This window comes from Pseudomonas sp. GM80 (assembly GCF_000282515.1).
GTDB lineage: Bacteria > Pseudomonadota > Gammaproteobacteria > Pseudomonadales > Pseudomonadaceae > Aquipseudomonas.
This window is the reverse complement of sequence record NZ_AKJD01000042.1, coordinates 1-23,492: the sequence shown is the minus strand read 5'-3', so window position 1 is coordinate 23,492 and position 23,492 is coordinate 1. Positions and strand designations below refer to the sequence as shown.

Below are 23,492 nucleotides of genomic sequence, written 5' to 3'. Positions count from 1 at the left end.
CGAGAGGTTTCCATGAAAAAGTCCAAACATGAACCAAAGCCTATGATGGCTGCCCGGTTCCAGGCTGAAGCTCGTGAAGTTTTGATCAAGCGCTCCGATAAGCGCAGTCGTTTTCTGGATGTTGCGTTGTCCAAGGGCAGTGATTTTGAGCCTGTAGGTCGACTGGCCGGTTGAAGGCTTCGGCTTCTTAAAAAGCTGCCCTTGTTGGCAGCTTTTTTGTGTCTGGATTTTTACAAGCGGTCGCAGAAAGGGGACTTGGCGTCCCCTTTTTTCATGCACACCTCTCGCTACGGTTTGACCGCCGCGCGCCGTACTTCGATGTGGTCGAGCGTGCCTTCCACCATCAATCTCACCCCGTCCGCCATTCTGCTCAGGGCCAGCGCTACCGAGCGGCGTGAGCCGTGGAGGTCGTCGGCGAGGTCGGAGGCGATGACGCTGATGGACAGGAGGTCTTCGGAGGCGTTGGCCATGAGGGCTTCGGCGTCGGTGCCGGGGGAGAGGCTGAAGAGGCCGGTTTCGCGTTTGGGTTGCGGTTCGAGGGGCGGTTTGAAATGGTGGTCGAGGGCGCGCTCGGCGGCTTCGTGGAATTTCTTTGATTCCAGCGATTCGTAGGGCGATATGTCCGGGGTTTCGGGGGGATTGGGTGTTGGTTTGATCATTCGGTCTTACTCCAGTTTCAGGAGCCGACACCGTTTCGCTCGCACTTCGAAAGTGGTGGCAGCTGTGCATAGGTGTGCAAGACCGGTGGAGTCACCCGGCAGACCCGAAGGTCTCCCATACACAGCAGCCATAACGATCCGCGAGCATAGGAAAATGCTCGGCGAATTGCCATAACCAATGTGGACTCCCACCGGACTTGCACGTCCGTATCACCGATTTGTGGTGACGTACTCAGCCTATCGATGAACCTTCAAGCCGCCTAGTTCATGCACGCCGCCGCGCTTTGCGGGAAATTTCCTAAGGAGTTGCAGGGGGGAAGATCAAAAGATCGCAGCCTTCGGCAGCTCCTACAGGGGTGTGTTGCAACAGGTGTAGGAAAGGGGGGCGGGGTGGCTCGGGATGCATTTCTGCGCGGAGCGTGGGAGCGATCAGTGGCGGGGCTTTGGATCGTGACTTGGTGGTCATCGTGCGGGAAATGGTCTACATCCTCTTGCAACGGTGGCAGATAGTGGCGTTATTGTGCGAATCCCTTACACTGCCCCGGCCGTTCATTTTCCTTTTGAGGCTGTGCGCATGAAATTTCGTTTTCTCCTGTGGATGCTGGGTCTGTTGATGGGTAAGGCCAGTCGAAAAAATCCTGCGTTCCAGCAGCAGTTGGGCGACAAGGATCTGGTGTTTCAGCTACAGACCCTGGACGGCAAGGTGGCGCGGCATTTCGTGGTGAAGAACCAACGAATCACCAGCAAGGCCGGCGTGGTCGCGGAGCCAGCGTTTGCGATTGCCTTCAAAGATGCGGCGTATGGTTTTGCCACGCTGCAGGCGAAGAACAAGCAGTTGGCGTTCATGCAGGGCATTCAGGACAAGTCGATTCAGCTCAAGGGCAACCCGGCGCTGGTGATGTGGTTTCAAGGACTGATGAAGTACCTGAAACCACGCAAGCCAAAGCCCAAGGCTTGATTCAAGGCAGTCACGCCGAGCCGGAGCAAATCGCCCAACCAATTCCTGTAGGAGCTGCGGCACGCTGCGATCTTTTGATCTTTTGATCTTTTGATCTTTTGATCTTTTGATCTTTTGATTTTGAAATCCAGAATCAAGATCAAAAGATCGCAGCGTGCCGCAGCTCCTACATGCAGTGTTTGCGGCGAGGTAGACCTGTCAGGTCTGACAGGTGTTTTGCCGCGCAGATGGGTGCTCAATCGGGATGCAGAGTCCGCAACGGACCCTCATCACTGGATGGAGCAGGATCATGGGGCAACAACAAGGAATCGTTCGTGCGGGTGCTCTCGACCCGACTTTCAATAAAACAGGCATCCTCAAATTTCCAATTCCCGCCATCTCCGGTTTCGTACCGAGTGCTGTGCTGCCTCAGCCTGAAGAAAAGCTGCTGGTTGCCCTGCCGCTGGCGGGAAACAGCGCAGGCTATGCAGTGGCGCGGCTCAAGGCGGACGGTGCGCTGGATGAGCAGTTTGGCGTTGATAAACACGGTTTCGTGTTTGTGCCGCTGGATACCGTTAAGGCATTGCACATTTTCGGTATCAGCGCGACGGCGAAGGGTGGGTGGCTGATTGTGGGTCAGGGCATGACCGGGCCAACCGGTTACTTGTTGATTATTCGCCATTTGCCGGATGGCCAGTTGGACAAGTCCTTGAATGGAACCGGCATTCTGTTCATTCCTTACGGTGATTTTGGCAAGTCAGGACATAACGCGTTTGCAGTATCCCCCGGCAGTCGAGTGGCCACCGATGGTGCTCAACAGACGTCTGCCTCGATTTCGGTCGCCGAGCAGGCTGACGGCAAAATCGTCCTGGTCAGTAATATTTCTCAGGGTTTCGATAAGCTGAAAGGTATCGTCCTGCGGCGAAATTCGGATGGTTCTCGTGATACCTCCTTCAATGGTCAAGGGTTTGCAATCCTCGAGCTTGAAGGCGTTCCCCATCAATGGAACAGCGCCAGCAGCGTTGCGGTTCAGGCGGATGGCCGTATTTTGGTCGGCGGGAGCCTTTTTAACGGTTTGGAGGATCAGGGCGTCTTTGTCGTGCGATTCAATGCTGCCGGTAAGGTCGATGCTGATTTCAACAACGGCCGCGCCGTCATCCTTTCCAACAGCAGCGAAATCAGACTGGACGCCATCACCGTCAGTCCAGACGATGGCCGGATCGTTGCGGTTGGCAGGGCGCGCCCTGCACGGGGAGTGCCGCCAAAAGCGTTGACCGTCGTTCTGAACGCCAGCGGCTCCTTTAACCTCGTCTTCAATAGCGGCCGTCCGCTGTATTCCGACTTTGTGTCTGAGGGGCTGTATTGGCTGCGCTGTGCGATAGAGGAAGACGGATCAATCATCGTCGCCGGTAATACCGGCATCGGTTTTGTCACTGAAACATTGTCTAGCGTGACAGCGCGTTTTCGCCCTGACGGGGTTCTGGACCCGAAATTCAATGGCACAGGTTTCAACCGTTACGATGAACCGCTGCTGATCGAAGACACGACCGATATGGTGTTGCATGGTCGACGAGTGTTTGTTTGTGGGGCTCTGTCGGTGGACGCGGAGCCTTGGCCGCAGGTGGAGGGCGGTTTCCTGTTGTGTTATTCCGCTTGAGGTGCGGGGGCCTTGTCATGCAATGGTGCCCGGGAATTGGCTTGAGAAGGCTGCTGGCCTGTCAACTCTGACAGGTGTTTTCAAGCGCATTCGGGCGCTCAATGGTGATGAGGGTCCGCACCGGACTCTCATCACTTGATGGAGCTAGATCATGGGACAACAAGGAATTGCAAGTTCGGGAACGCTCGACAAGACTTTCAATGAAACAGGCATTCTTAAATTTCCAATCCCCGCCATCTCCGGAGCTGCGCCGGATGCCGTGCTGGCCCTGCCAGGGGGCAAGGTATTGGCGGTTGTGTCTCTTTCCGGCCGAAACGCAGGTTGTGCGGTGACGCGGCTGGATGCTGATAGCTCACTGGATAATTCGTTTGGTGCCAACCAGGACGGCGTGGTCGTGGTACCGCTGGAAAACTTTGAGTTCAGTCACATTTTTGGCGTCAGCCCGGCAGAAAACGGCGGTTGGGTGATTTTCGCGCAAGCATCGTTACCCGGTTCTCATGGGCTGATGATCGTCCGTCACCACGAGGATGGCCGGTTGGATGAGTCCCTGAACGGAACCGGCATTCTCCATATTCCCTACGAAGATTACGGCAGCTCCGGGCACACCGGGGTAATGGTGAGTGCGGCGCGACGCGGGGACAATTCGGCGGAGGGGGGCAAGCAGGCTTCTGCTGCCGGTTCACCTTCAGTGATCGTACAGCCCGATGGCAAGCTCCTGCTGGTCGGCAATGTCGGGGATGAGTTCGGCAAAATGAAAGGCATCGTCTTGCGGCGTAACAAGGACGGTTCGCCTGACACGACGTTCAAGGGCCGAGGTGCGGCAATCATCGAGCTTGAAGGTTTTACGTTTGACTGGAGCAGTAGCGAAGGCATTGCGTTACAAGAGGACGGCCACATACTGGTGTGCGGGCATTTCAACGCGGATGAAGGCCAGACTGCCTATGTGACGCGTCTTACCGCCGCAGGCGAGGTCGACCGCGGTTTCAACGGGGGGCTTGCAGTCACCGTTTTCAGTCCTTCCCTGATTAACCTTGTTGCTATGACGGTGCGAAAAAGTGACGGCCGGATTATTGCGGTAGGCAATGCATTCATGACGCGGAGCGAGCCTCGGAAGGGGTTGATCGTCGCTCTGAATTCCACGGGTTCCTACAATCTGCCTTTCAACAAAGGCAAGCCGTTATTTGCCGATTTTGTAGCGGAGGGGCTCAGTTGGCGGCGTTGTGTGACACAAACCAATGGCTCGGTCATCGTCTCGGGGAGCACCGGAGACGGTTTTGTCAAAAAAGAGTTGAGTATTGTGACCGCGTGTTATCGATCCGACGGTTCTCTGGAAACGGCGTTTAACGGTCAAGGTTATGTCGTGTTCGATGAGGCGCTATCCATGGAGGGCATGACCGACATGTCGATGCAAGGGACGGATCGCTTCTTCGTTTGCGGTAATTTGTGGAAGGACGCCGAGCCTTGGCCTCACATCAATGGTGGTGTTCTGCTGTGTTATTCCGCTTGAGGCGAGTACTTCACAGATCGCGTTGACGGCTTCGCGGGCAAGCCTTGCTCCTACAGGATTGAAATGATCCCGTAGGCGCAAGGCTTGCCCGCGATGCGTTTAGGCCTGGCTGAACTGCGAAGCCAGTTCGCGCAGCAGGACTTCGGCTTCGAGGACTTTGCTGACGACGTCGTTGGCTTTTTCGCGGGTCAGGCCGACGCGTTCGAGAAGGGCGTCGGGGATGTCTTCATCCGGGCCGGAACCGATGCCGCGACCGCGCAGCAGGCGCACGGCCAGGCAGACGAGGTTCGGGTATTCGGCGTAGGCGCCGTCGTAGCTTGGGTCGTGCTGGAAGCGCAGTGCGGTGGCCAGTTCGTCCGGCATGTCCCAGTAGCGCATCAGCCACGAGCCGATCTGTTCGCGGCTGATACCCAGCAGGTGTTGCTCGATGTAGCTGTGGCACAGGTGCGGGTTGACCTCCAGATGGCGGCAGATCAGCGAGAAGTGCGGCGGGAACACATGGGCCAGCAGCAGATAACCGAAGTTGTGCAGGAGACCGGCCAGATACGTCAGGCCGGCTTCCGGGCGCTGGGCGCGCGGCATGGCGCGGGTCAGGCCTTCGATGACGGCGGCGGTGTAGATCGACTGCTGCCAGTACGGCGTGGTGTGTTGCGGGTGATCCTTGGGCAGGCTCAGGGTCTTGCCGAGGGCCAGGCCCAGCGCGAGGTTGATCACCAGATCGAAACCGAGCACGCGAACGATCGCGTCCTCTACCGAACGAATCTTGCCCGGCGAGGCGTAATACGGCGATGCCGCCCAGCTCACTACCTGCGCGGCCAGCGCCGGGTCGGTTTCAACGACGCCGGTGATGTCGTCGATGGTGGCATTGGGGTCGACGCGCAGCTTGATGATTTTTTGTGCGGTTTCGGCCAGCGGCGGAATCTCGATGGTCGCTTCCAGACGTTGCTGGATACGCCGCGCGGTGAACGCTTGCACGGCCTGGGTGATTTCCTCGCGGTCATCGTCCGGGCGGTCGAGGTTCGGGCGGATGCTGCTCAGGGCTTCGCCGAAGTTGGCGGCGCTGGCCTTGGTCAGCATGGTCTTGAAGTCTTCGCTGGCGATTTCCAGCAGCAGGCCCGGCTCACCGGAGTTGATCAGCAGCTTCGGTTCGCGCAGCAGACTTTCTTCGTAGAGGCACGGCGAACTGGTCAGCGCCGGCAGGCCCGGCAGCAGGCTCAGGCTGTGTTTGCCGAGCATCTTTTCCAGGCGCTCGGTGGACACGGCGGTGAGGCGCCGGCCCGTTAATTCGGCGAGGCGATTGAGGTCAAGCAATTGGCTCTGCGGAAACAGCACCATCAGCGCGCCCACGGCGTCGTCGAGCAGCACGGCTTGGACTTTGCGCGAGGCATTGAGGCCGTGGTGGTCGAGCACTTCTTCGTAAGCGATCCCCAGCTTGCCGAGCAGCAGCCGAATCACAGACGGTGCGTGCGGAGGTTCGGGGGCGAGAGCTGCGTCAGTCATGGTGTGTATCCGTTTTTGAAACAATGGCAGGAGTATAACCAGCTTGGTCGCAGCGAGCTGGCAGAAACTGCGACCGTGCTCACACTTGGCCGTATTGCTGCCCGTGACGCAGCCAGCGGTCGAGCAACGGGCTGACGTGGGTCGGCCAGCGTTCCAGCAGTGCTTGCGCGGCATCGCGCACGGCGGGCAACAAGTCGGCATCGCGCATCAGGTCGGCGACCTTGAATTGCAGCAGACCCGTCTGGCGGGTGCCGAGCATTTCGCCGGGGCCGCGCAGTTCGAGGTCTTTTTCGGCGATGACGAAACCGTCGTTGGTCTCGCGCATGATGCCCAGGCGCTGACGACCGATCTGCGACAGCGGCGGATGGTAGAGCAGCACGCAATGGCTGGCGGCGCTGCCCCGACCGACACGGCCACGCAATTGGTGCAGTTGCGCGAGGCCAAGGCGCTCGGGGTTTTCGATGATCATCAGGCTGGCGTTGGGCACGTCGACGCCGACTTCGATCACCGTGGTCGCCACCAGCAATTGCAAATTGCCGGCCTTGAATTCGGCCATCACGGCGGCCTTCTCGACAGGCTTCATGCGCCCGTGAATCAGCCCGACTTTCAGTTCGCCGAGGGCGAGGGTGAGGTCTTCGAACGTGGTTTCGGCGGCCTGACAGGTCAGCTCTTCCGACTCTTCAATCAGCGTGCACACCCAATAGGCCTGACGGCCCTCGGCGCAGGCACCGCGCACGCGTTCGATGACTTCGACGCGGCGGGTGTCGGTGACCAGCACGGTATTGACCGGGGTTCGGCCGGGCGGCAGCTCGTCGAGGATCGAGGTGTCGAGGTCGGCGTAGGCGCTCATCGCCAGGGTGCGCGGAATCGGCGTGGCGGTCATGATCAGTTGATGCGGGCACATGCGCCCGCCGACGCCTTTCTGCCGCAGCGCCAGACGTTGCTGCACGCCGAAACGATGCTGTTCGTCGATGATCACCAGCGCCAGATTCTTGAACTGCACTTCGTCCTGGAACAGCGCGTGGGTGCCGACCACCATCGGCGTACCACTGGCGATCTGTTCCAGCGCGGCGACGCGGTTCTTGCCCTTGAGCTTGCCGGCCAGCCACGCCACTTCGATGCCCAGCGGTTCGAGCCAGCGCTTGAAGGTGATGAAGTGTTGTTCGGCGAGGATCTCGGTTGGCGCCATCAGCGCGACCTGATAGCCAGCCTCCAGCGCTTGCAGGGCGGCGAGGGCGGCGACCACGGTTTTGCCCGCGCCGACGTCACCCTGAATCAGCCGCAGCATCGGTTCGTGCTGGCTGAGGTCGTAGGCGATTTCGTTGCCAACGCGCTGCTGGGCGCCAGTCGGGTTGAAGCCGAGGTTGGCCAGGTACTTCGGCGGCAGCTTTTTCGCTTTCGGCATCGCCGGCGCGCGCAAAGAACGCATGCTTTCGCGCAGACGTTGTTGCGACAGTTGATGCGTTAGCAGTTCTTCAAAGGCGAGGCGATGCTGGGCCCAGTGATGACCGAGGGCGAGTTCGTCGACGTCGGCATCGGCGGGCGGGTTGTGCAGATAGCGGATCGCGTCGGCCAGTGGCGCCAGTTGATAGTCGCGCGCCAGCTCGGTCGGCAGCCAGTCGGGCAGGGTGTCTGGCTTGAGCATGGTCAGCGTCTGCATGCACAACTGACGCAGACGCGCCTGGGTCAGACCTTCGGTGAGCGGGTAAACCGGGGTCAGTGTTTCATCCACTGGCGGTGGTTCGTCGCCGGTGATGGCGCGGTATTCCGGGTGGTAGATTTCCAGCCCTGAGGCGCCGGGCCGGGCTTCGCCGTAGCAGCGAATCCGCGTGCCGCGCTTGAGGCCTTCTTTCTGCGCGTTGCTGAAATGGTAGAAGCGCAGACTTAGCCCGCCGGTGCCGTCCTGCAAACGCACGACGAGGCTGCGACGGCGGCCCATGACCACGTCGGCGCCGCTGACGGTGCCTTCGACCACGGCGTCCTGACCCGGTCGCAAATGGCCGATCGGCACCACGCGGGTGCGATCCTGATAACGCAGCGGCAGGTGAAACAACACGTCCTGGAGATTCTCCAGACCGACCTTGGCCAATTTCTCGGCCATGGCTTCACCGACACCCTTGAGTGCCGTCACCGACACTTGCGACAGCTCAGTCATGACGCTCGCTTAACCGGCCGTAACCGGTGCCGCTGGCTTGGCCACCGAGCACAGGCGAATGGAGTCGGCGAGGATCTCGATGGCTTTCGGCCGTGGGAAGCTCGCGCGCCAGGCGATGGCCACGGTGCGGAACGGCACTGGTGGCGACAGCGGACGCACTTCGATCACGCCGGGGGCGTAGTGGTGACTGTCGACCGCCGACAACGGCAGGATCGAAATGCCCAGACCGGACGCAACCATGTGCCGGATGGTTTCCAGCGAGCTGGATTCGACCGTGGTGTGCTTGGCGCCGTCGTTGCCCTTGGTCAGGGTCGGGCAGGCTTCAAGAACCTGATCGCGGAAGCAGTGACCTTCGCCGAGCAGCAGCAGGCTCTTGTCGTTGAGCAGGCCGGCGTCGATGGTTTCTTTTTGCGTCCACGGGTGCTGGGCCGGCATGAGCACGTAGAACGGCTCGTCGTACAGCGGCAGGGTCAGCACGTCGGCTTCGTTGAACGGCAGGGCGATGATGATCGCGTCGAGCTCGCCATTGCGCAGTTTGTCGCGCAGCACGTGGGTGAAGTTTTCTTCGATGTACAACGGCATCTGCGGGGCGACCCGGTGCAGTTGCGGAATCAGGTGCGGGAACAGGTACGGGCCGACGGTGTAGATCGCGCCGACTTTCAGTGGCGCGGTCAGCTGGTTTTTGCCGGCCTGGGCCAGTTCGCGGATGCCTTGGGCTTGCTCAAGGACTTTTTGCGCCTGGGCGACGATGCCTTCGCCGACCGGGGTCAGGCGCACGGCGCTTTTGCTGCGCTCGAAAATCAGCACACCGAGTTCGTCTTCAAGCTTTTTCACGCCCACCGACAGGGTCGGCTGGCTGACGTGGCAACGTTCGGCAGCGTGGCCGAAATGCTGCTCTTGGGCGAGGGTTACGATGTAGCGTAATTCTGTGAGGGTCATAGCAAGCGTCCATGAAGATGCGGGCCAAGCATACCGGCTGCAATCGATAGACGCACGTTATCAGACTGAGGGCGGCATGCGACTACTGCAAAAAGCAAAAGATCGCAGCCTTCGGCAGCTCCTACAGGGAAATGCATTCCAATGTAGGAGCTGCCGAAGGCTGCGATCTTTTGATCTTGCTACTTAACGGCGGCGTTCGAGGGAATAAACAAACGGCGCAACAATTTCGATCGAGCCGTTGTTGAGCATGTCAGCCGGTGGCTTGGGCAGCGGTTGTGCGCGGCGGATCATTTCCAGGGTAGCCCGGTCCAGATCGGCGTTGCCGGAGCGGCCCACCAGTTCGAACGACAGCACGTTACCTTCGGCATCCACCACGAAGCGCAGACGGTTCAAGCCTTCCTTACCGCGTGCCTGAGCACTGGCCGGGTACTTTTTGTACTTGGCCAAATGCGCGAGCAGCGTGCCTTGCCAGCTGGCTTTGGCCGCCATCTGGGCCGGCGACGGACCTGGTGCAGGCTGGGCGGATTTCTCCGTCGGTGCCTGAGTCGGTTGGGTGTCGGCCGGTTTCTCCTCGGAAGGTTTTTCCTTCGGCGGATCGGGCAGCTTCTTCTCGACTGGCTTCGGCGGTTTAGGCTTGGGCTTCGGTTTAGGTTTGGGCACCGCGATTTCAGCTTTCGGTGCTTCGGCCAGTTTCGGGATCGGCAACTCTTCGACCGGAGCCGGTGGCTGCGGCGGTGTGACGACTTTCGGCGGAGCAGGCGGTGGCGGGGCTGGAACCGGGGCCAGCTCGACCATCATTGCCTGCGGCGGCAATTCGATGGGCGGGCGGGCGGTCCAGTTCAGCGCCAGCGCGATGGCCAGCGCATGAACGCCCAGCACCACGGCCAGGCTACCGCTGTAACGCGTCAGCTTATGGCGCGTCGTGATCATTTTTTGGCTGCCGTCTCAAGTCCGACCAGGCCGACCTTCAGGTAACCGGCGCCGCGCAGCTTGTCCATCACGCTCATCAGGTCGCCGTAATCCACGCCTTTATCGGCCTGGAAGAAGATGGTGGTGTCTTTTTTGCCGTGAGTCTTGGCGTCGAGGAAGGCACCGAGGGTTTCCGGCGACACTTCGTCTTCGCCGATGTACAGGCGTTGATCAGCCTTGACGCTGAGGAACACCGGTTTCTCTGGCCGCGGTGCCGGTTTGGCGGTCGAGGCAGGCAGGTCGACTTTGATGTCCACGGTGGCCAACGGAGCGGCCACCATGAAGATGATCAACAGTACCAGCATCACGTCGATGAACGGCGTGACGTTGATTTCGTGGTTCTCGGCCAGATCGTCGTCTGCGCCTTCTTTCAAATGCAGGCCCATGGCCGATTACCCCACTTTGACCATGTGCGGCTGCGAGCTGCGCTCAGGCTGGTGGTCGAGGTCGCGGCTGACCAGCAACAACACTTCTGCCGAGGCGTCGGAAACCTGCGCCTTGTAACCGGCGATGGAGCGGGCGAACACGTTGTAGATCACAACGGCCGGGATCGCAGCAACCAGACCCAGTGCAGTGGCCAGCAGTGCTTCAGCAATACCCGGCGCCACAACGGCAAGGTTGGTGGTCTGGGTTTTGGCGATGCCGATGAAGGAGTTCATGATGCCCCACACGGTACCGAACAGGCCGACAAACGGCGCGGTGGAACCGATGGTGGCGAGCACGCCGGTGCCGCTGCTCATGTTGCGACCGCAGGCGGCAACCAGACGCTCAAGGCGGAAGCTGACGCGTTCCTTGATGCCTTCTTTTTCGCGGCTGTTGACCGACAAGCGCATCTCTTCGAGCGCGTCGTGTACCAGCAGGTTGGCGAGGGTGCCTTCCTTGCCGGCGGTGGCGCTGGCTTCTTTAAGGGTGGTGGCTTTTTTCAGGGCAGCGATTTCGCCCCGCAGACGACGCTTGGCGCCCATCAGCTCGAAGCCTTTGGCGATCCAGATGGTCCAGGTGATGATGGAAGCGATGGCCAGGCCGATCATCACGATTTTCACGATAATGTCGGCGTTCTGGTACATGCCCCAAGGCGACAAGTCGTGGGCCATGCCCAAGGAGTTGTCGGCTTCCAGAACTTCAGGAACGTCGGCAGCGTCTACCGCTTGCACTGGATCAGTTGCAGCGGGAGCAGCGGCAGGCGCGTCGGCAGCCGGTGCGTGCTGTTCGGTCGCGGCCGGTGCGGCGGGTGCTTGAGCGTCGGCGAACGCGGCGGTCGGTGCCAGCATCAGGCTGAGCAACAGAGCCGCCACCGCGCTCCAGGCGCGAGGTCGTTTGGTTGGCGAAGCGGGGATTTGATTACGTGTCATGCTGGCCGGACCTGAGATAGAAAAACGTTTAATGCTCTTCCAGGCCTCGTGAGGCCGAGAACAAAAGTGGCGTGCATTATTGCAAGTAATTCTTGTTAACAAAAGTAATAGAGTATCTTTTTTTCCTTGATTGCTAGCCGCTCGTCACTCGTCGAGCCTAGTCTGTCGCTTTCCGATGGGAGTTTTCCGATGTCTGCGCCTTCTGTTCTGATTGCCGGTTGTGGCGATATTGGTAGTCGTCTGGCCACGCAATTGCTGGCCGCTGGCTGGGAAGTCCATGGCTTGCGCCGGGATGTGTCGCGCCTGCCCGCCGGGGTCATTGGTGTTGCCGGCGACCTGTTCAGCGAAGACTGCCCGGACACCTGGCCGGTAGGGGCAGTGGATTACCTGGTGTATTGCGCGGCGGCCACCCATCACGATGAGGCCGGCTATCGCGCGGCTTACGTGCAGGGTTTGCAGAATGTGCTGAGCTGGCTGGATGACTACGGGCAGGTGCCGGAGCGACTGTTGTTCGTGTCGAGCAGCAGTGTTTATGGGCAGATGGAGGGTGAATGGGTAGACGAGACTTCAGCGACGGTTGCCAGCGGCTTCTCCGGGCAATTGATGCTTGAGGCCGAACAAGTCGCGCTCAAGAGCGGCATCCCGGCAAGCATCCTGCGCCTGACAGGCATCTACGGCCCGGGTCGCGAGCGTCTGCTGACGCAAGTTCGCGAGGGTTATCGCGTGGCCGTCGAGCCGCCGTTGTATGGCAATCGCATCCATGCCGATGACGCAGCAGGTTTGCTGAAGTTTTTGCTGGAGGCGGATCGGCAGGGGACTGCGCTGGAGAGCATCTATATCGGCGTCGACGATGCACCGGCGCCGTTGGCCGAAGTGGTCGACTGGTTGCGCGAGTATCTGGGCGTGACCGAGTGGGCGGCGGAGGCGAGTGTGCGGCGCACCGGCAGCAAGCGCTGCAGCAATGCCCGGGCAAAAGCGCTGGGCTGGACGCCAACATACCCAAGCTACCGCGAAGGCTACGCCGCTATCCTCGAGGGTAAATGCTGACTGCTTAACACCACAAACCACTGTGGGAATTGATCCCCTGTGGCGAGGGGATTTATCCCCGATGGGGCGCGCAGCGGCCCCAAATCCTGCAATCGCGGTTGATCAGATAAACCGCGCACAAAGGTTTTGCGACTGCTTCGCAGCCGATCGGGGATAAATCCCCTCGCCACAGAGGTTCCCACCTTGGATATTCAGTAATTCCAGAAGATGGTTACTGTTTTTCCAGCAACCACTTGCGATCACCCGGGGTGAACTGCGGCTGTTCATCCGCCAGCGCCGAGTTAACCGCCTGGAGGATTTCCAGCTCTTTGCCCTTGCGCACAAAGATCCAGTTATTGCCTTGACCGTTCTGCTGCAGCCACATGCTGTCGTTGCCGTTGCTCATCGACGCGCAATCGCCCGCCAGGCATAAGGCATAACGGTCGGCACCCGGCAAACCGGACACCTGGCCATCGGCCTGAAACTGCACGGTTTCGCCTTCGCCCTGACCGCTGGCGATTTTCCAGCTGCCGCCCATGTAGGCGGAATACAGCGCACGTTCGAAGCTGGCGCCGATCGGCGCGCCTTCCGGTACGGGAATCTGTGCGCGGTCGAAGAGCTGTTCAGGTTCGTTGTCGCTGGCCGCCTGTTGCAGCTGGCTGCCATCACGTTTCAGCTCACTGGCGGAGCTGCCATAGAAGTCGACTTTCCAGGCGCCGGACTGTTCGCCCAGCAGCCGTCCTTCGACGTTCTCAAAACCGTTGGTGTAGCGGGCCTGACTGGCCTTGGTGTTGACGTCCCACTCCAGGTTCGGGCCGTAAGCCTGAAGCGCTTCGCGCAGGGGGCCGCCCTTGGCTGCGGCATCGATCGCTACCTGATTGATCCAGGTGCCGCTGATGTCACGATCGGCAGGGTTGCTGGCGCAGCCGCCGAGGAAAATGGCGAGCAGCGGGAGAGCTAGCGCTTTGCGCATGGTGGAATCCTTTCAAAACCTTTTCTTGCAGAGCAGTCGGCGCGGCGTTGAAGGCCGCGCCGTGCGCATCACTCGATGACCAGAATGGCATCCATTTCAACCTGCGAACCCTTTGGCAGGGCAGCCACGCCGATGGCGGCGCGAGCCGGGTACGGCTGGTCGAAGTATTTGCCCATGATCTCGTTGACCTTGGCGAAGTGGCTCAGGTCGGTGAGGAAGATGTTCAGTTTGACGATGTCCTTGAACGAACCGCCGGCAGCTTCGGCCACGGCTTTGAGGTTCTCGAACACCTGGACGGTCTGGGCTTCGAAGCCTTCAACCAGCTCCATGGTTTTTGGGTCCAGTGGAATCTGACCCGACATGTAAACGGTGTTGCCTGCCTTGACCGCCTGGGAGTAAGTGCCGATGGCGGCCGGGGCCTTGTCGCTGGTGATAACGGTCTTGGTCATGTATGACTCCTTGTAATGGTTGAGTTATGCACGCATCCGGGTGATGCGGATCACCCCGGTCAAGGCGCGCAGCTTCTTGATCACGCGGGCCAGGTGCACACGGTCGTGGACGCTGACCACCAACTGGACCACGCTGATGCGACCATCGCGTTCGTCCATGCTGATTTTCTCGATATTGCCGTCGGCTGCGTTGACGCTGCTGGCCAGCAGGGCGATCAAGCCGCGCTGGTGTTCCAGCTCGACGCGCAGTTCGACGTTGAATTCGCCGGTGACATCCTTGGCCCACGAGAGCTGGATGCATTTTTCCGGGTTGTGCCGGATTTCGCTGATGTTGCGGCAGTTGTCCAGGTGCACGACCATGCCTTTGCCCGCCGACAGATGCCCGACAATCGGGTCGCCCGGGATCGGTGTGCAGCACTTGGCGTAGCTCAGCACCAGACCTTCGGTACCGCGAATTGCCAGCGGGCCTTCAGGGCTTGGCAACTGTTCGCCTTCGCCGAGCAGGCGGCGGGCGACCACGTAGGCCATGCGATTGCCGAGGCCAATGTCTTCAAGCAAATCTTCGATCAGTTCGAGGCGGTACTCGGTGAGCATCGCCTTGACGCGTTCGGCTGGGATCTTCTCCAGCGAACTGTCGAAACCGTTGAGGACTTTGTTCAGCAGGCGTTCGCCGAGGCTGATGGATTCGGAGCGGCGTTGCAGTTTCAGCGCATGGCGGATGTGCGTACGCGCCTTGCCGGTGACCACAAAGTTGAGCCACGCCGGATTTGGCCGGGCGCCGGGTGCGCTGACGATCTCGACCGTGGAGCCACTTTGCAGCGGTTCGGACAGCGGTGCGAGTCGACGGTTGATCCGGCAGGCGATGCAGCTGTTGCCGACGTCGGTGTGTACCGCGTAAGCAAAGTCGACCGCCGTGGAGCCTTTCGGCAGCTCCATGATCCGGCCTTTCGGCGTGAACACGTAGACCTCGTCCGGGAACAGGTCGATCTTCACGCTCTCGATGAATTCCAGCGAGTTGCCGGCACGTTGCTGCATTTCCAGCACGCCTTTGACCCACTGGCGGGCGCGGGCGTGAGTGCCTTTCGGCTGTTCGTCACCGCTGGATTTGTACAGCCAATGGGCAGCGATGCCGTTGTTGGCCATCTCTTCCATTTCGCGGGTGCGGATTTGAATCTCGATCGGTACACCGTGCATGCCGAACAGCGTGGTGTGCAGCGACTGATAGCCGTTGGCCTTGGGGATCGCGATGTAATCCTTGAAGCGCCCCGGCAACGGTTTGTACAAATTATGTACAGCACCCAGCACGCGGTAGCAGGTATCGACCTTGTCGACGATGATCCGGAACGCATAGACGTCCATGATCTCGTTGAAGGCCCGACGCTTGCCGCGCATTTTCTTGTAGATGCCGTAGAGGTGTTTCTGGCGACCGCTGACTTCACCCTGGATGCCGTCGATTGCGAGGCAATGGCCGAGGGATTCTTCGATCTTGTTGACGATTTCCTTGCGATTGCCCCGGGCGCGCTTGACCGCCTGGTAGATCCGCGCAGAACGCATCGGGTGCATGGCCTTGAAGCCGAGGTCTTCGAATTCGATGCGGATCGCATGCATGCCCAGCCGGTTGGCGATAGGCGCGTAGATTTCGAGGGTTTCCTTGGCGATGCGCCGGCGTTTTTCCCCGGACAGCACTTCCAGCGTGCGCATGTTGTGCAGGCGGTCGGCAAGTTTGACCAGGATCACGCGAATGTCGCGCGCCATGGCCATGGCCATTTTCTGGAAGTTTTCGGCTTGGGCTTCGGCCTTGGTCTCGAAATTCATCTGGGTCAGTTTGCTGACCCCGTCGACCAGTTCGGCCACGGTTTCACCAAACTGCGCTTGCAGCGCTTCTTTGGCGATACCGGTGTCTTCGATCACATCATGCAGCATCGCGGCCATCAGGCTCTGATGGTCCATGTGCATGTCGGCAAGAATATTGGCCACCGCAAGAGGATGCGTGACGTACGCCTCGCCGCTGCGCCGGCGTTGACCGTCATGGGCTTGTTCGGCGTAGAAATACGCTCGGCGGACCAGGTTGACCTGGTCGTTGCCGAGGTAGGTCGATAAGCGATCGGCGAGGGCGTCTATGCTCGGCATGATAATTCCTGCCGTAGGTTGTGACCCCGCGCCGTGCTACGTCGACCAGGCATAGGCTTAGACGGCCTCGTTGGACTCGTCCTCGAACGCTGCGAACAGCGGTTCGTCTTCGACGATTTCAGCGTTGGCGATGAACTCGTAGCTCATCAGGCCTTCAGCGATTTCACGCAGGGCAACAACAGTAGGCTTGTCGTTTTCCCACTGAACCAGTGGCTCTTTGCCGCCGGTGGCCAGTTGACGGGCACGTTTGGTAGAGAGCATGACCAGCTCAAAACGGTTTTCCACGTGGTTCAGGCAGTCTTCAACGGTTACGCGGGCCATGGTATTCCTCGGAGCGAATGCAATATGCGCGCTGCCCGGTTGGGCGAGCGGACTCAACAGTTTAAAAAATCACCAGCGATTAGGGAAGCGCTGATTTTTTAACCAAGCCCTTCAACGCGCTGCAAGCACCAATGTAAAGCGCTTGCAGGCATTTTGGGAAGTGCTGATTAACCGAGCAATTCGGCCAGCAATTTGCCGAAACGTACCTGCTGACGTTTCTGTTGGAGTTGATTGGCGCGGAAAATAGCCTTCAGATCGTCAAGTGCGTGAGCAAAATCGTCGTTGATGATCAGGTAGTCGTACTCGACATAGTGACTCATCTCGCTGACCGCTTCGCGCATCCGGCCGTCAATGATCTCGTCGCTGTCCTGGCCACGGTTGGTCAAGCGCTGGTGCAGGGCCTGAAGCGACGGCGGCAGGATAAAGATCGAGCGAGCTTGCGGCATCAGTTTGCGTACTTGCTCGGCGCCTTGCCAGTCGATTTCCAGAATCAGGTCGTGACCTTCATCCAGCGTCTGCTGCAGGCGGCTTTGCGAGGTGCCGTAGAAGTTGCCGAAGACTTCGGCGCGTTCGAGGAAGTCGCCGTGCTCGCCCATTTTCACGAACTCTTCGCGGGTCACGAAGTGATAGTTCACGCCGTCCACTTCACCCGGACGCATGGCGCGCGTGGTGTGCGAAACCGAAACGCGAATTTCCGGTATGGCGTCGGTCAACGCCTTGACCAGGCTGCTTTTGCCCGCGCCCGAAGGGGCGGAAATGATGTACAGGGTGCCGGTGCTGTGGGTCATGTCGGGGTTGCCTTACTCAATGTTCTGCACTTGTTCGCGCATCTGCTCGATCAACACCTTGAGGTTGACGGCGGCCTGGGTGCTGCGCGGATCAAAGGCCTTGGAGCCCAGTGTGTTGGCTTCGCGGTTGAGCTCCTGCATCAGGAAGTCGAGGCGACGCCCGGCTGCACCGCCGGACTTGAGCACCCGGCGCACTTCGATGATGTGGGTGCTCAGGCGATCCAGCTCTTCGGCCACGTCGCTTTTTTGCGCGAGGATGACCATTTCCTGTTCCAGACGCTGCGGATCGAGCTCGGCCTTCATGTCGGCGAAGCGGTCGAGGACTTTCTGGCGTTGGGTCGCGAGCATTTGCGGCACCAGTTCACGCAGGGTCACGACGTCTTCTTCGATCGAGGTCAGGCGCTCATTGATCAACCGGGCCAGCTCCGCGCCTTCGCGCTCGCGGCCGGCCTTCAACTCTTTGAGGCCTTGATTGAACAGGGCCAGCGCCTCGGCGTTCAGCGCCTGTGGGTCGGTTGCATCGCCGACCAGCACGCCGGGCCAGGCCAGCACCTCCAGCGGGTTCAGTGCCGCCGGGTTTTTGATCAGGCCGGCGATGGTTTCGGCGGCGGCGACCAGTTGCGCGGCGCGCTCGCGGTCGACTTGCAGCGCTTTGCCGGTGCTTTCTTCGGTGAAACGCAGGGTGCATTCCAGTTTGCCCCGCGACAGGCCCTGACGCAGCGCTTCACGCACCGCGCCTTCGAGGTCGCGAAAGGTTTCCGGCAAGCGCAGGTGCGGTTCCAGATAGCGGCTGTTGACCGAGCGCAGTTCCCAGCTCAGGGTGCCCTGGACGCCGGCTTTCTCGACGCGGGCGAAGGCGGTCATGCTGTGCACCATGGCGGTAACCTCGCAATGCAGATCGGCGCGAAACCTGGGTTCCGCAAGCGCGATATCAATGAATTTATGCCGACTGGCAGCAAAGGCGCAGGATTGTAGCGCAGTGCGGCGAATGCGCCCAAACACACGGTGTGACAAAGGGCTGCAGCCCGTCGGTAATGCGTGTTTCAGGGCCTTCGATCGTCGGCCCGAATTTTTAACAAGTGCCCAGTCGCAGTGCAGCGCTCTATAATGCTCGGCAGTTTTCCGTCCTCAGTACAGGTATCTCCTATGAAACGTCCAAGTGGTCGCGCTGCCGATCAGCTCCGCTCGATCCGCATTACCCGCAACTACACCAAACACGCCGAAGGATCGGTGCTGGTCGAATTCGGTGATACCAAAGTCATCTGCACCGTCAGCGTCGAAAACGGTGTGCCGCGTTTCCTCAAGGGTCAGGGCCAGGGCTGGTTGACCGCCGAGTACGGCATGCTGCCGCGCGCCACTGGCGAGCGTAACCAGCGTGAAGCGAGCCGTGGCAAGCAAGGCGGTCGCACCCTGGAAATCCAGCGTCTGATCGGCCGCTCCCTGCGCGCTGCGCTGGACATGTCCAAGCTGGGCGACGTCACCCTGTACGTCGACTGCGACGTGATCCAGGCTGACGGTGGCACCCGCACTGCGTCCATCACCGGCGCCATGGTCGCTCTGGTTGACGCACTGAAAGTGATCAAGAAGCGCGGCGGCCTGAAGGGCGGCGACCCGCTCAAGCAAATGATCGGCGCGGTATCGGTCGGCATGTATCAGGGCGAAGCGGTACTGGATCTGGATTACCTGGAAGACTCCGCTGCCGAGACCGACCTCAACGTCGTGATGACCAGCACCGGTGGTTTCATCGAAGTGCAGGGCACCGCTGAAGGCGCGCCGTTCCAGCCGGAAGACCTCAACGCCATGCTGGAACTGGCCAAGAAAGGCATGAACGAGATCTTCGAACTGCAGAACGCCGCACTGGCCGACTGACAGGCTCATAACCGCAAGGAGAAAGCGATGAGTGACCAGCAAGAGCTACTGCCCAAGCCGAGCCAGGAGGTTCGTCAGTGGGCGATGTTTTGTCACTTGTCCGCCTTGCTGGGGATCTGGATTCCGTTCGGCAACCTGATCGGGCCATTGATCCTCTGGCAGATGAAGCGTGAAAAGGATCCGTTTATCGATGCCCAGGGCAAAGAGGCGCTGAATTTTCAGATCACCGTGGCGATTGCCTCGTTGATCTGCTTCCTGCTGATGGTGCTGATCGTCGGCTTCTTCCTGATTGGCATTTTGGCGATTGGCGCACTGGTGTTGACGATCATTGCCGGGGTCAAGGCCAACGAAGGGTATCCATACCGGTATCCGTTTACCTGGCGGTTGATCAAGTAGGCTCGCGGGCCTGACGGGCGGAGTGCGCAATGTCTCAGCCTGTCGCGTCTTCTATCGAGCAGCAAACCGAGGAATGGCGGATGAAACCCGCCGCTGCCCTCACAGGTCTGCAATCGACCGGTGCTGCGGTGTTCCGTTGGCAGCGATTTTCCACAGGCAGTTATCGTTTTGAACGCACGGAACCGCGCGAGCATGTTTTGCTCAGCGTGATGCTTGCGCCTATGCAGTCGCGTGCCGCTGTTGGCGGCCAGCAGGTGTGGGACGGCCCGATTCACCGCGGTCAGGTGCGATTGCTGCAGCCCAGCCAATCCGCGAGCTGGGATACTCGTAGCGCTTTCGACATCCTCCATGTGCATTTACCAATGCCGGCGTTGACCGCTGCGGCGCAGGATCAAGGGATTAACTTTGCCGGGTTTCGCGGGACGCATCAGCCGCTGTATCAAAACGACAGAGTGGCTCATTTGCTTGCCCGGCAGTTGGCGCTGTCCATCGGTGACAACAGTCGGGGCGCCCGTGAGCAGGCGGATCTAAGTGTTCAGGTGTTGATTGCTCATTTGTTGAACAGTTATGAGCTTTCGAGCACCCAGCCAAGAGTTGCCAGCCAAGGCCTGATGGATGCCCTGCGCTACATTGAGCGTCACCCCTGCGAAAAACTCTGCATCGCCCGGTTGGCGGCGATCGCAGCGATGAGCGAATTCCACTTCGCCCGCGAATTCAAACGCGCCTTTGGTACTTCGCCTCACGCTCACGTACTTGCCGTGCGCCTGCAACGGGCACGCAACGCTTTGGAAATCTCCGGCAAGACTGTTTTGGAAGTTGCCCTGGAAAGTGGATTTGCCGATTCCAGCCATTTCGCCCGAGTCTTTCGTAAAGCCTATGGCATCAGTCCGACGGATTTTCGTCAGTCCCGGCAAAACTCTTGAGCAAGAAAGTACCGGCAATTGAGCAAGGATCGGCGCGACGTCAACTCTGCCCTCGTTGAACACTGTCCGCACTTCTACGACACGGAGCCAGCCAATGGCACACCTCGGACACGCTGTGCGCGACTACCGTCTGCAACTCATGTACTCGCAGATGGACCGCGAAGGTTTTGATGCGCTGGTGTTCACTCAGGGCGACTTCTTCCAGTTTGCGACCAACTTCAATACCGACGTCGAGACGTGGGAACGGCCGATTCTGTGCGTAGTACCGAGGAACGGCGCGCCGTTTGTGATCGCTCATGAGCTATCGACGCATCATTGGCGTTTTACCCAGGAGGCCGGGCGTCTATGGATCGAGGATGCGCGTTTCTATGCCGAGCATCCGCGTGTGCAAAATCGCCTGCCCTTGGTCAGTCAGTGGAGTGAGCTGGTCGCACAATCTTTGCGAGATGCCGGGCTGCATCGGTCGCGCATTGGCGTCGACGCGATCACGGCGCCGTTGGCTCGCGTCGGCACTTTGCTGCCATCGTTGGTGCTGCAAAACGCGACCGAAGAGTGCCGCACATTGCGAATGGTCAAACATGCGGAGGAAATCCGACTAATGCGCGAAGCCTGCGCGCTGACCGACTGGTTGCAGGATCGCTACCGGGAAAATATCCGCCCCGGACGGCTGGTTCAGGAGCTGGACATGAGCATGGCGGCGCTGTTTGTCGAGGAAGCGGCCAATCGTTTCCCCGGAGAGGATGTGCAGTGCATAGAGTTTTTCACCCTGTCCGGCCCGGCGAGCTGTGCGCCTCACGGCGATGGCCGACAGTGCGGTGCACGGATCGAAAAGGGTCATGGTCTGGTGAACATCATTATTCCGCGCATCAACGGTCTGATCATCGAGAACGAGCGGACATGGTTTTGTGGCAAGCCTTCGCCACGCCAGGCCCAGTTGTACGAAGCGGCACGGGAAGCCAATGAAGCCGCGTGTGAAGCGGCGGTAACGGGCAATCCGGTCTGCGCCATTGATGCGGCGGCGCAAGGGGTTTTCGAGCGGCACGGGGTTGCCGATCTGATCATTCATCGTACGGGGCATGGTCTTGGCTTGATCGGCCACGAATTTCCCCACGACATGGCGTTCAACACGCGTGCATTGATGGCCGGCGAAGTGTATTCGGCGGAACCGGGGATTTTTCAGTGGGGCTTGGGGGGCTTCCGTATCGACGACACGGTGGTGATTGGCGACAAGCCAGACATCCTGACCCGCGCGCCGAGAGACATTGCCAGCCAAACAATCCTTTGATCGAAAAAAAATGCCCGCATCTCTCGATACGGACATTTTTTGTACGGCGAAAAGACGCTTAGATGGTCAGCGTCCAGTCGTAGTCGACGATCAGCGGCGCGTGCTGCGAAAACCGTGGCTGACGTGGCAGGCGTGCGCTGCGTACAAAGCGGCGCAGGCCCGGGGTCAGGATCTGGTAGTCGAAGCGCCAGCCCAGATTGAGCATCTCGGCCTGCTCGTTGTCCGGCCACCAGCTGTACTGGTCGCCTTCACGGCTGACTTCGCGCAGGGCATCGACATAACCCATGTTGCCGACAATCTCGTCCATCCAGGCGCGTTCTGGCGCCAGGAAGCCCGGGGATTGCTGGCTGTCGCGCCAGTTTTTGATGTCGAGCTTCTGCTGCGCCACGTATAGCGAGCCACAATAAATGTACTCGCGACGTTTGCGTCGCTGTTTGTCCAGGTACTTGCCGAAGTCGTCCATGAGCTTGAACTTCTGGTTCAAGTCCTCATCGCCGTTCATCCCCGAAGGGAGCAGCAAGGTGGCAATACTGACTTTGTCGAAATCTGCTTGCAGGTAGCGCCCGTAGCGGTCGGCCGTCTCGAAACCGAGACCGCTGATGACAGCCTTCGGTTGCAACCGCGAATACAAAGCCACGCCGCCTTGGGCAGGGACTTCAGCATCGCAGGCATAAAGGAAGTAGCCATCCAGTTGGAAGGCTGGGTCATCCAGTTCAAAGGCGGAGGCACGGGTGTCCTGCAGGCAGATGACGTCGGCATTCTGTGCTTGCAGCCAACTGAGCAAACCGCGCTCGACTGCCGCCTGAATACCATTGACGTTCACACTGATGATCCGCATAAATGGCCCCAAAAATCGCGTGCGTGTATGATACACGGCGTCAAGCTAATTAGCTAAATCCGTGGTATTTGGGGTTTTTTTCATGCAAGCGTATCAGCGCGATTTCATTCGTTTTGCCATCGATCGCGGCGTTTTGCGCTTCGGTGAGTTCACCCTGAAGTCCGGGCGCACCAGTCCTTACTTCTTCAACGCCGGCCTGTTCAACTCGGGCTCGGCCCTGGCGCAACTGGGGCGTTTCTACGCTGCAGCCATCGCCGAAAGCGGCATTCCCTTCGACGTTCTGTTCGGCCCGGCCTACAAAGGCATCCCGCTGGCGGCAACCACCGCCGTGGCACTGGCCGAGCATCACGACCGTGATCTGCCATGGTGCTTCAACCGCAAGGAAGCCAAGGCCCACGGCGAAGGCGGCAGCCTGGTTGGCGCGCCGCTGACCGGCGACGTGCTGATCATCGACGACGTGATCACCGCAGGCACCGCGATCCGTGAAGTGATGCAAATCATTGCTTCGCAGGACGGCGCCAAGGCTGCCGGCGTGCTGATCGCCCTGAACCGTCAGGAGCGTGGCAACGGTGAGTTGTCGGCGATTCAGGAAGTCGAGCGTGATTTCGGCATTCCGGTGATCAGCATTGTGTCGCTGAATCAGGTGCTGGAGTTCCTCGCGGATGATCCGCAACTCAAGCAGCACTTGCCGGCCGTGGAAGCGTACCGCGCCCAATTCGGCGTCTGATAAGGCATCATTCTGTAGGAGCTGCCGAAGGTTGCGATCTTTTGATCTTAAAAAACAAAATCAAAAGATCGCAGCCTTCGGCAGCTCCTACA

24 protein-coding genes are annotated in these 23,492 nt (G+C 59.8%); 10 read left to right on the top strand and 14 right to left on the bottom strand.

All coding sequences use genetic code 11. The features are described from left to right. Positions 1-12 precede the first annotated feature (12 nt). The gene (locus PMI37_RS32010; RefSeq protein ID WP_008078631.1) at positions 13-174 is read left to right on the top strand and encodes a hypothetical protein; all 162 of its coding nucleotides are present in this window, start codon (positions 13-15) and stop codon (positions 172-174) included. A gap of 113 nt (positions 175-287) precedes the next feature. On the opposite strand, the gene PMI37_RS04750 is transcribed toward PMI37_RS32010, so the two are convergent. Beyond that, on the bottom strand, positions 288-659 hold the full coding sequence (locus tag PMI37_RS04750) for a DUF6124 family protein (RefSeq protein WP_008078630.1): 372 nt from the start codon (positions 657-659) through the stop codon (positions 288-290). A 574-nt stretch (positions 660-1,233) separates the two neighbouring features. On the opposite strand from PMI37_RS04750, the gene PMI37_RS04745 reads away from it, so the two are divergent. The 3 genes from PMI37_RS04745 (at position 1,234) to PMI37_RS04735 (ending at position 4,760) form a co-directional block, all read left to right on the top strand. Further along, positions 1,234-1,617: an SCP2 sterol-binding domain-containing protein gene (locus PMI37_RS04745; protein ID WP_008078629.1), complete on the top strand. Its 384-nt coding sequence runs from the start codon at positions 1,234-1,236 to the stop codon at positions 1,615-1,617. A gap of 289 nt (positions 1,618-1,906) precedes the next feature. Beyond that, positions 1,907-3,253, top strand: a complete 1,347-nt coding sequence (locus tag PMI37_RS04740; protein ID WP_008078628.1) for a delta-60 repeat domain-containing protein — start codon at positions 1,907-1,909, stop codon at positions 3,251-3,253. Between the two features lie 151 nt (positions 3,254-3,404). After that, on the top strand, positions 3,405-4,760 hold the full coding sequence (locus tag PMI37_RS04735) for a delta-60 repeat domain-containing protein (protein WP_008078627.1): 1,356 nt from the start codon (positions 3,405-3,407) through the stop codon (positions 4,758-4,760). 99 nt (positions 4,761-4,859) lie between these two features. Here PMI37_RS04735 and PMI37_RS04730 read toward each other — a convergent pair whose 3' ends face one another. From PMI37_RS04730 to exbB, 6 genes are all read right to left on the bottom strand, one after another. Next, a complete protein-coding gene (locus PMI37_RS04730) occupies positions 4,860-6,260 on the bottom strand; it encodes an aminoacyl-tRNA deacylase and HDOD domain-containing protein (protein ID WP_008078626.1) in 1,401 nt (466 codons plus the stop codon). Between the two features lie 79 nt (positions 6,261-6,339). Further along, positions 6,340-8,415, bottom strand: a complete 2,076-nt coding sequence (recG, locus tag PMI37_RS04725; RefSeq protein ID WP_008078625.1) for an ATP-dependent DNA helicase RecG — start codon at positions 8,413-8,415, stop codon at positions 6,340-6,342. 9 nt (positions 8,416-8,424) lie between these two features. Beyond that, a complete protein-coding gene (locus PMI37_RS04720) occupies positions 8,425-9,354 on the bottom strand; it encodes a hydrogen peroxide-inducible genes activator (RefSeq protein WP_007920331.1) in 930 nt (309 codons plus the stop codon). A gap of 183 nt (positions 9,355-9,537) precedes the next feature. After that, positions 9,538-10,284, bottom strand: a complete 747-nt coding sequence (locus PMI37_RS04715; protein WP_008078624.1) for a TonB family protein — start codon at positions 10,282-10,284, stop codon at positions 9,538-9,540. Beyond that, positions 10,281-10,709, bottom strand: coding sequence for a TonB system transport protein ExbD (gene exbD, locus PMI37_RS04710; protein ID WP_008078622.1), 429 nt, complete (start codon positions 10,707-10,709; stop codon positions 10,281-10,283). The genes PMI37_RS04715 and exbD overlap by 4 nt, the downstream gene beginning before the upstream one ends. Before the next feature lie 6 nt (positions 10,710-10,715). After that, a complete protein-coding gene (gene exbB, locus PMI37_RS04705) occupies positions 10,716-11,675 on the bottom strand; it encodes a tonB-system energizer ExbB (protein ID WP_008078620.1) in 960 nt (319 codons plus the stop codon). A 189-nt stretch (positions 11,676-11,864) separates the two neighbouring features. Here exbB and PMI37_RS04700 point away from each other — a divergent pair, with 189 nt between their 5' ends. Then, positions 11,865-12,722, top strand: a complete 858-nt coding sequence (locus PMI37_RS04700; protein ID WP_008078617.1) for an SDR family oxidoreductase — start codon at positions 11,865-11,867, stop codon at positions 12,720-12,722. A gap of 211 nt (positions 12,723-12,933) precedes the next feature. Here the strand turns inward: PMI37_RS04700 and PMI37_RS04695 are convergent, their stop codons facing one another. The 6 genes from PMI37_RS04695 to PMI37_RS04670 form a co-directional block, all read right to left on the bottom strand. After that, the gene (locus PMI37_RS04695) at positions 12,934-13,674 is read right to left on the bottom strand and encodes a hypothetical protein (protein WP_008078615.1); all 741 of its coding nucleotides are present in this window, start codon (positions 13,672-13,674) and stop codon (positions 12,934-12,936) included. Between the two features lie 68 nt (positions 13,675-13,742). Next, entirely contained in the window at positions 13,743-14,123 is a 381-nt protein-coding gene (locus PMI37_RS04690) for a RidA family protein (RefSeq protein WP_008078614.1), read from the bottom strand. A gap of 24 nt (positions 14,124-14,147) precedes the next feature. Next, positions 14,148-16,253, bottom strand: coding sequence for a bifunctional GTP diphosphokinase/guanosine-3',5'-bis pyrophosphate 3'-pyrophosphohydrolase (gene spoT / locus PMI37_RS04685; protein ID WP_007920338.1), 2,106 nt, complete (start codon positions 16,251-16,253; stop codon positions 14,148-14,150). Between the two features lie 57 nt (positions 16,254-16,310). Continuing rightward, positions 16,311-16,574: a DNA-directed RNA polymerase subunit omega gene (gene rpoZ / locus PMI37_RS04680; RefSeq protein WP_007894670.1), complete on the bottom strand. Its 264-nt coding sequence runs from the start codon at positions 16,572-16,574 to the stop codon at positions 16,311-16,313. Between the two features lie 167 nt (positions 16,575-16,741). After that, entirely contained in the window at positions 16,742-17,362 is a 621-nt protein-coding gene (gene gmk, locus PMI37_RS04675; RefSeq protein WP_008078609.1) for a guanylate kinase, read from the bottom strand. Between the two features lie 12 nt (positions 17,363-17,374). After that, positions 17,375-18,238, bottom strand: a complete 864-nt coding sequence (locus PMI37_RS04670; RefSeq protein WP_008078608.1) for a YicC/YloC family endoribonuclease — start codon at positions 18,236-18,238, stop codon at positions 17,375-17,377. Between the two features lie 270 nt (positions 18,239-18,508). Between PMI37_RS04670 and rph the strand changes: the two genes are divergently transcribed. The 4 genes from rph (at position 18,509) to PMI37_RS04650 (ending at position 21,835) form a co-directional block, all read left to right on the top strand. Further along, positions 18,509-19,231, top strand: coding sequence for a ribonuclease PH (gene rph / locus PMI37_RS04665; protein ID WP_008078603.1), 723 nt, complete (start codon positions 18,509-18,511; stop codon positions 19,229-19,231). 27 nt (positions 19,232-19,258) lie between these two features. Further along, on the top strand, positions 19,259-19,627 hold the full coding sequence (locus PMI37_RS04660) for a DUF4870 domain-containing protein (RefSeq protein ID WP_008078602.1): 369 nt from the start codon (positions 19,259-19,261) through the stop codon (positions 19,625-19,627). Positions 19,628-19,656: 29 nt separating this feature from the next. Continuing rightward, a complete protein-coding gene (locus tag PMI37_RS30890; protein WP_081500490.1) occupies positions 19,657-20,550 on the top strand; it encodes a helix-turn-helix domain-containing protein in 894 nt (297 codons plus the stop codon). Between the two features lie 94 nt (positions 20,551-20,644). Continuing rightward, positions 20,645-21,835: a M24 family metallopeptidase gene (locus PMI37_RS04650; RefSeq protein WP_008078600.1), complete on the top strand. Its 1,191-nt coding sequence runs from the start codon at positions 20,645-20,647 to the stop codon at positions 21,833-21,835. Positions 21,836-21,893: 58 nt separating this feature from the next. On the opposite strand, the gene PMI37_RS04645 is transcribed toward PMI37_RS04650, so the two are convergent. Beyond that, on the bottom strand, positions 21,894-22,673 hold the full coding sequence (locus PMI37_RS04645; protein ID WP_007920349.1) for an exodeoxyribonuclease III: 780 nt from the start codon (positions 22,671-22,673) through the stop codon (positions 21,894-21,896). Between the two features lie 82 nt (positions 22,674-22,755). Between PMI37_RS04645 and pyrE the strand changes: the two genes are divergently transcribed. Next, entirely contained in the window at positions 22,756-23,400 is a 645-nt protein-coding gene (gene pyrE, locus PMI37_RS04640) for an orotate phosphoribosyltransferase (protein WP_008078597.1), read from the top strand. Positions 23,401-23,492: the final 92 nt, after the last annotated feature.

Bases quoted from the DNA above. Each gene is read 5' to 3' on its own strand.
- PMI37_RS32010 (WP_008078631.1), top strand. From the start codon at position 13: ATGAAAAAGTCCAAACATGAACCAAAGCCTATGATGGCTGCCCGGTTC.
- PMI37_RS04750 (WP_008078630.1), bottom strand. From the start codon at position 659: ATGATCAAACCAACACCCAATCCCCCCGAAACCCCGGACATATCGCCC.
- PMI37_RS04745 (WP_008078629.1), top strand. From the start codon at position 1,234: ATGAAATTTCGTTTTCTCCTGTGGATGCTGGGTCTGTTGATGGGTAAG.
- PMI37_RS04740 (WP_008078628.1), top strand. From the start codon at position 1,907: ATGGGGCAACAACAAGGAATCGTTCGTGCGGGTGCTCTCGACCCGACT.
- PMI37_RS04735 (WP_008078627.1), top strand. From the start codon at position 3,405: ATGGGACAACAAGGAATTGCAAGTTCGGGAACGCTCGACAAGACTTTC.
- PMI37_RS04730 (WP_008078626.1), bottom strand. From the start codon at position 6,260: ATGACTGACGCAGCTCTCGCCCCCGAACCTCCGCACGCACCGTCTGTG.
- recG (WP_008078625.1), bottom strand. From the start codon at position 8,415: ATGACTGAGCTGTCGCAAGTGTCGGTGACGGCACTCAAGGGTGTCGGT.
- PMI37_RS04720 (WP_007920331.1), bottom strand. From the start codon at position 9,354: ATGACCCTCACAGAATTACGCTACATCGTAACCCTCGCCCAAGAGCAG.
- PMI37_RS04715 (WP_008078624.1), bottom strand. From the start codon at position 10,284: ATGATCACGACGCGCCATAAGCTGACGCGTTACAGCGGTAGCCTGGCC.
- exbD (WP_008078622.1), bottom strand. From the start codon at position 10,709: ATGGGCCTGCATTTGAAAGAAGGCGCAGACGACGATCTGGCCGAGAAC.
- exbB (WP_008078620.1), bottom strand. From the start codon at position 11,675: ATGACACGTAATCAAATCCCCGCTTCGCCAACCAAACGACCTCGCGCC.
- PMI37_RS04700 (WP_008078617.1), top strand. From the start codon at position 11,865: ATGTCTGCGCCTTCTGTTCTGATTGCCGGTTGTGGCGATATTGGTAGT.
- PMI37_RS04695 (WP_008078615.1), bottom strand. From the start codon at position 13,674: ATGCGCAAAGCGCTAGCTCTCCCGCTGCTCGCCATTTTCCTCGGCGGC.
- PMI37_RS04690 (WP_008078614.1), bottom strand. From the start codon at position 14,123: ATGACCAAGACCGTTATCACCAGCGACAAGGCCCCGGCCGCCATCGGC.
- spoT (WP_007920338.1), bottom strand. From the start codon at position 16,253: ATGCCGAGCATAGACGCCCTCGCCGATCGCTTATCGACCTACCTCGGC.
- rpoZ (WP_007894670.1), bottom strand. From the start codon at position 16,574: ATGGCCCGCGTAACCGTTGAAGACTGCCTGAACCACGTGGAAAACCGT.
- gmk (WP_008078609.1), bottom strand. From the start codon at position 17,362: ATGACCCACAGCACCGGCACCCTGTACATCATTTCCGCCCCTTCGGGC.
- PMI37_RS04670 (WP_008078608.1), bottom strand. From the start codon at position 18,238: ATGGTGCACAGCATGACCGCCTTCGCCCGCGTCGAGAAAGCCGGCGTC.
- rph (WP_008078603.1), top strand. From the start codon at position 18,509: ATGAAACGTCCAAGTGGTCGCGCTGCCGATCAGCTCCGCTCGATCCGC.
- PMI37_RS04660 (WP_008078602.1), top strand. From the start codon at position 19,259: ATGAGTGACCAGCAAGAGCTACTGCCCAAGCCGAGCCAGGAGGTTCGT.
- PMI37_RS30890 (WP_081500490.1), top strand. From the start codon at position 19,657: ATGTCTCAGCCTGTCGCGTCTTCTATCGAGCAGCAAACCGAGGAATGG.
- PMI37_RS04650 (WP_008078600.1), top strand. From the start codon at position 20,645: ATGGCACACCTCGGACACGCTGTGCGCGACTACCGTCTGCAACTCATG.
- PMI37_RS04645 (WP_007920349.1), bottom strand. From the start codon at position 22,673: ATGCGGATCATCAGTGTGAACGTCAATGGTATTCAGGCGGCAGTCGAG.
- pyrE (WP_008078597.1), top strand. From the start codon at position 22,756: ATGCAAGCGTATCAGCGCGATTTCATTCGTTTTGCCATCGATCGCGGC.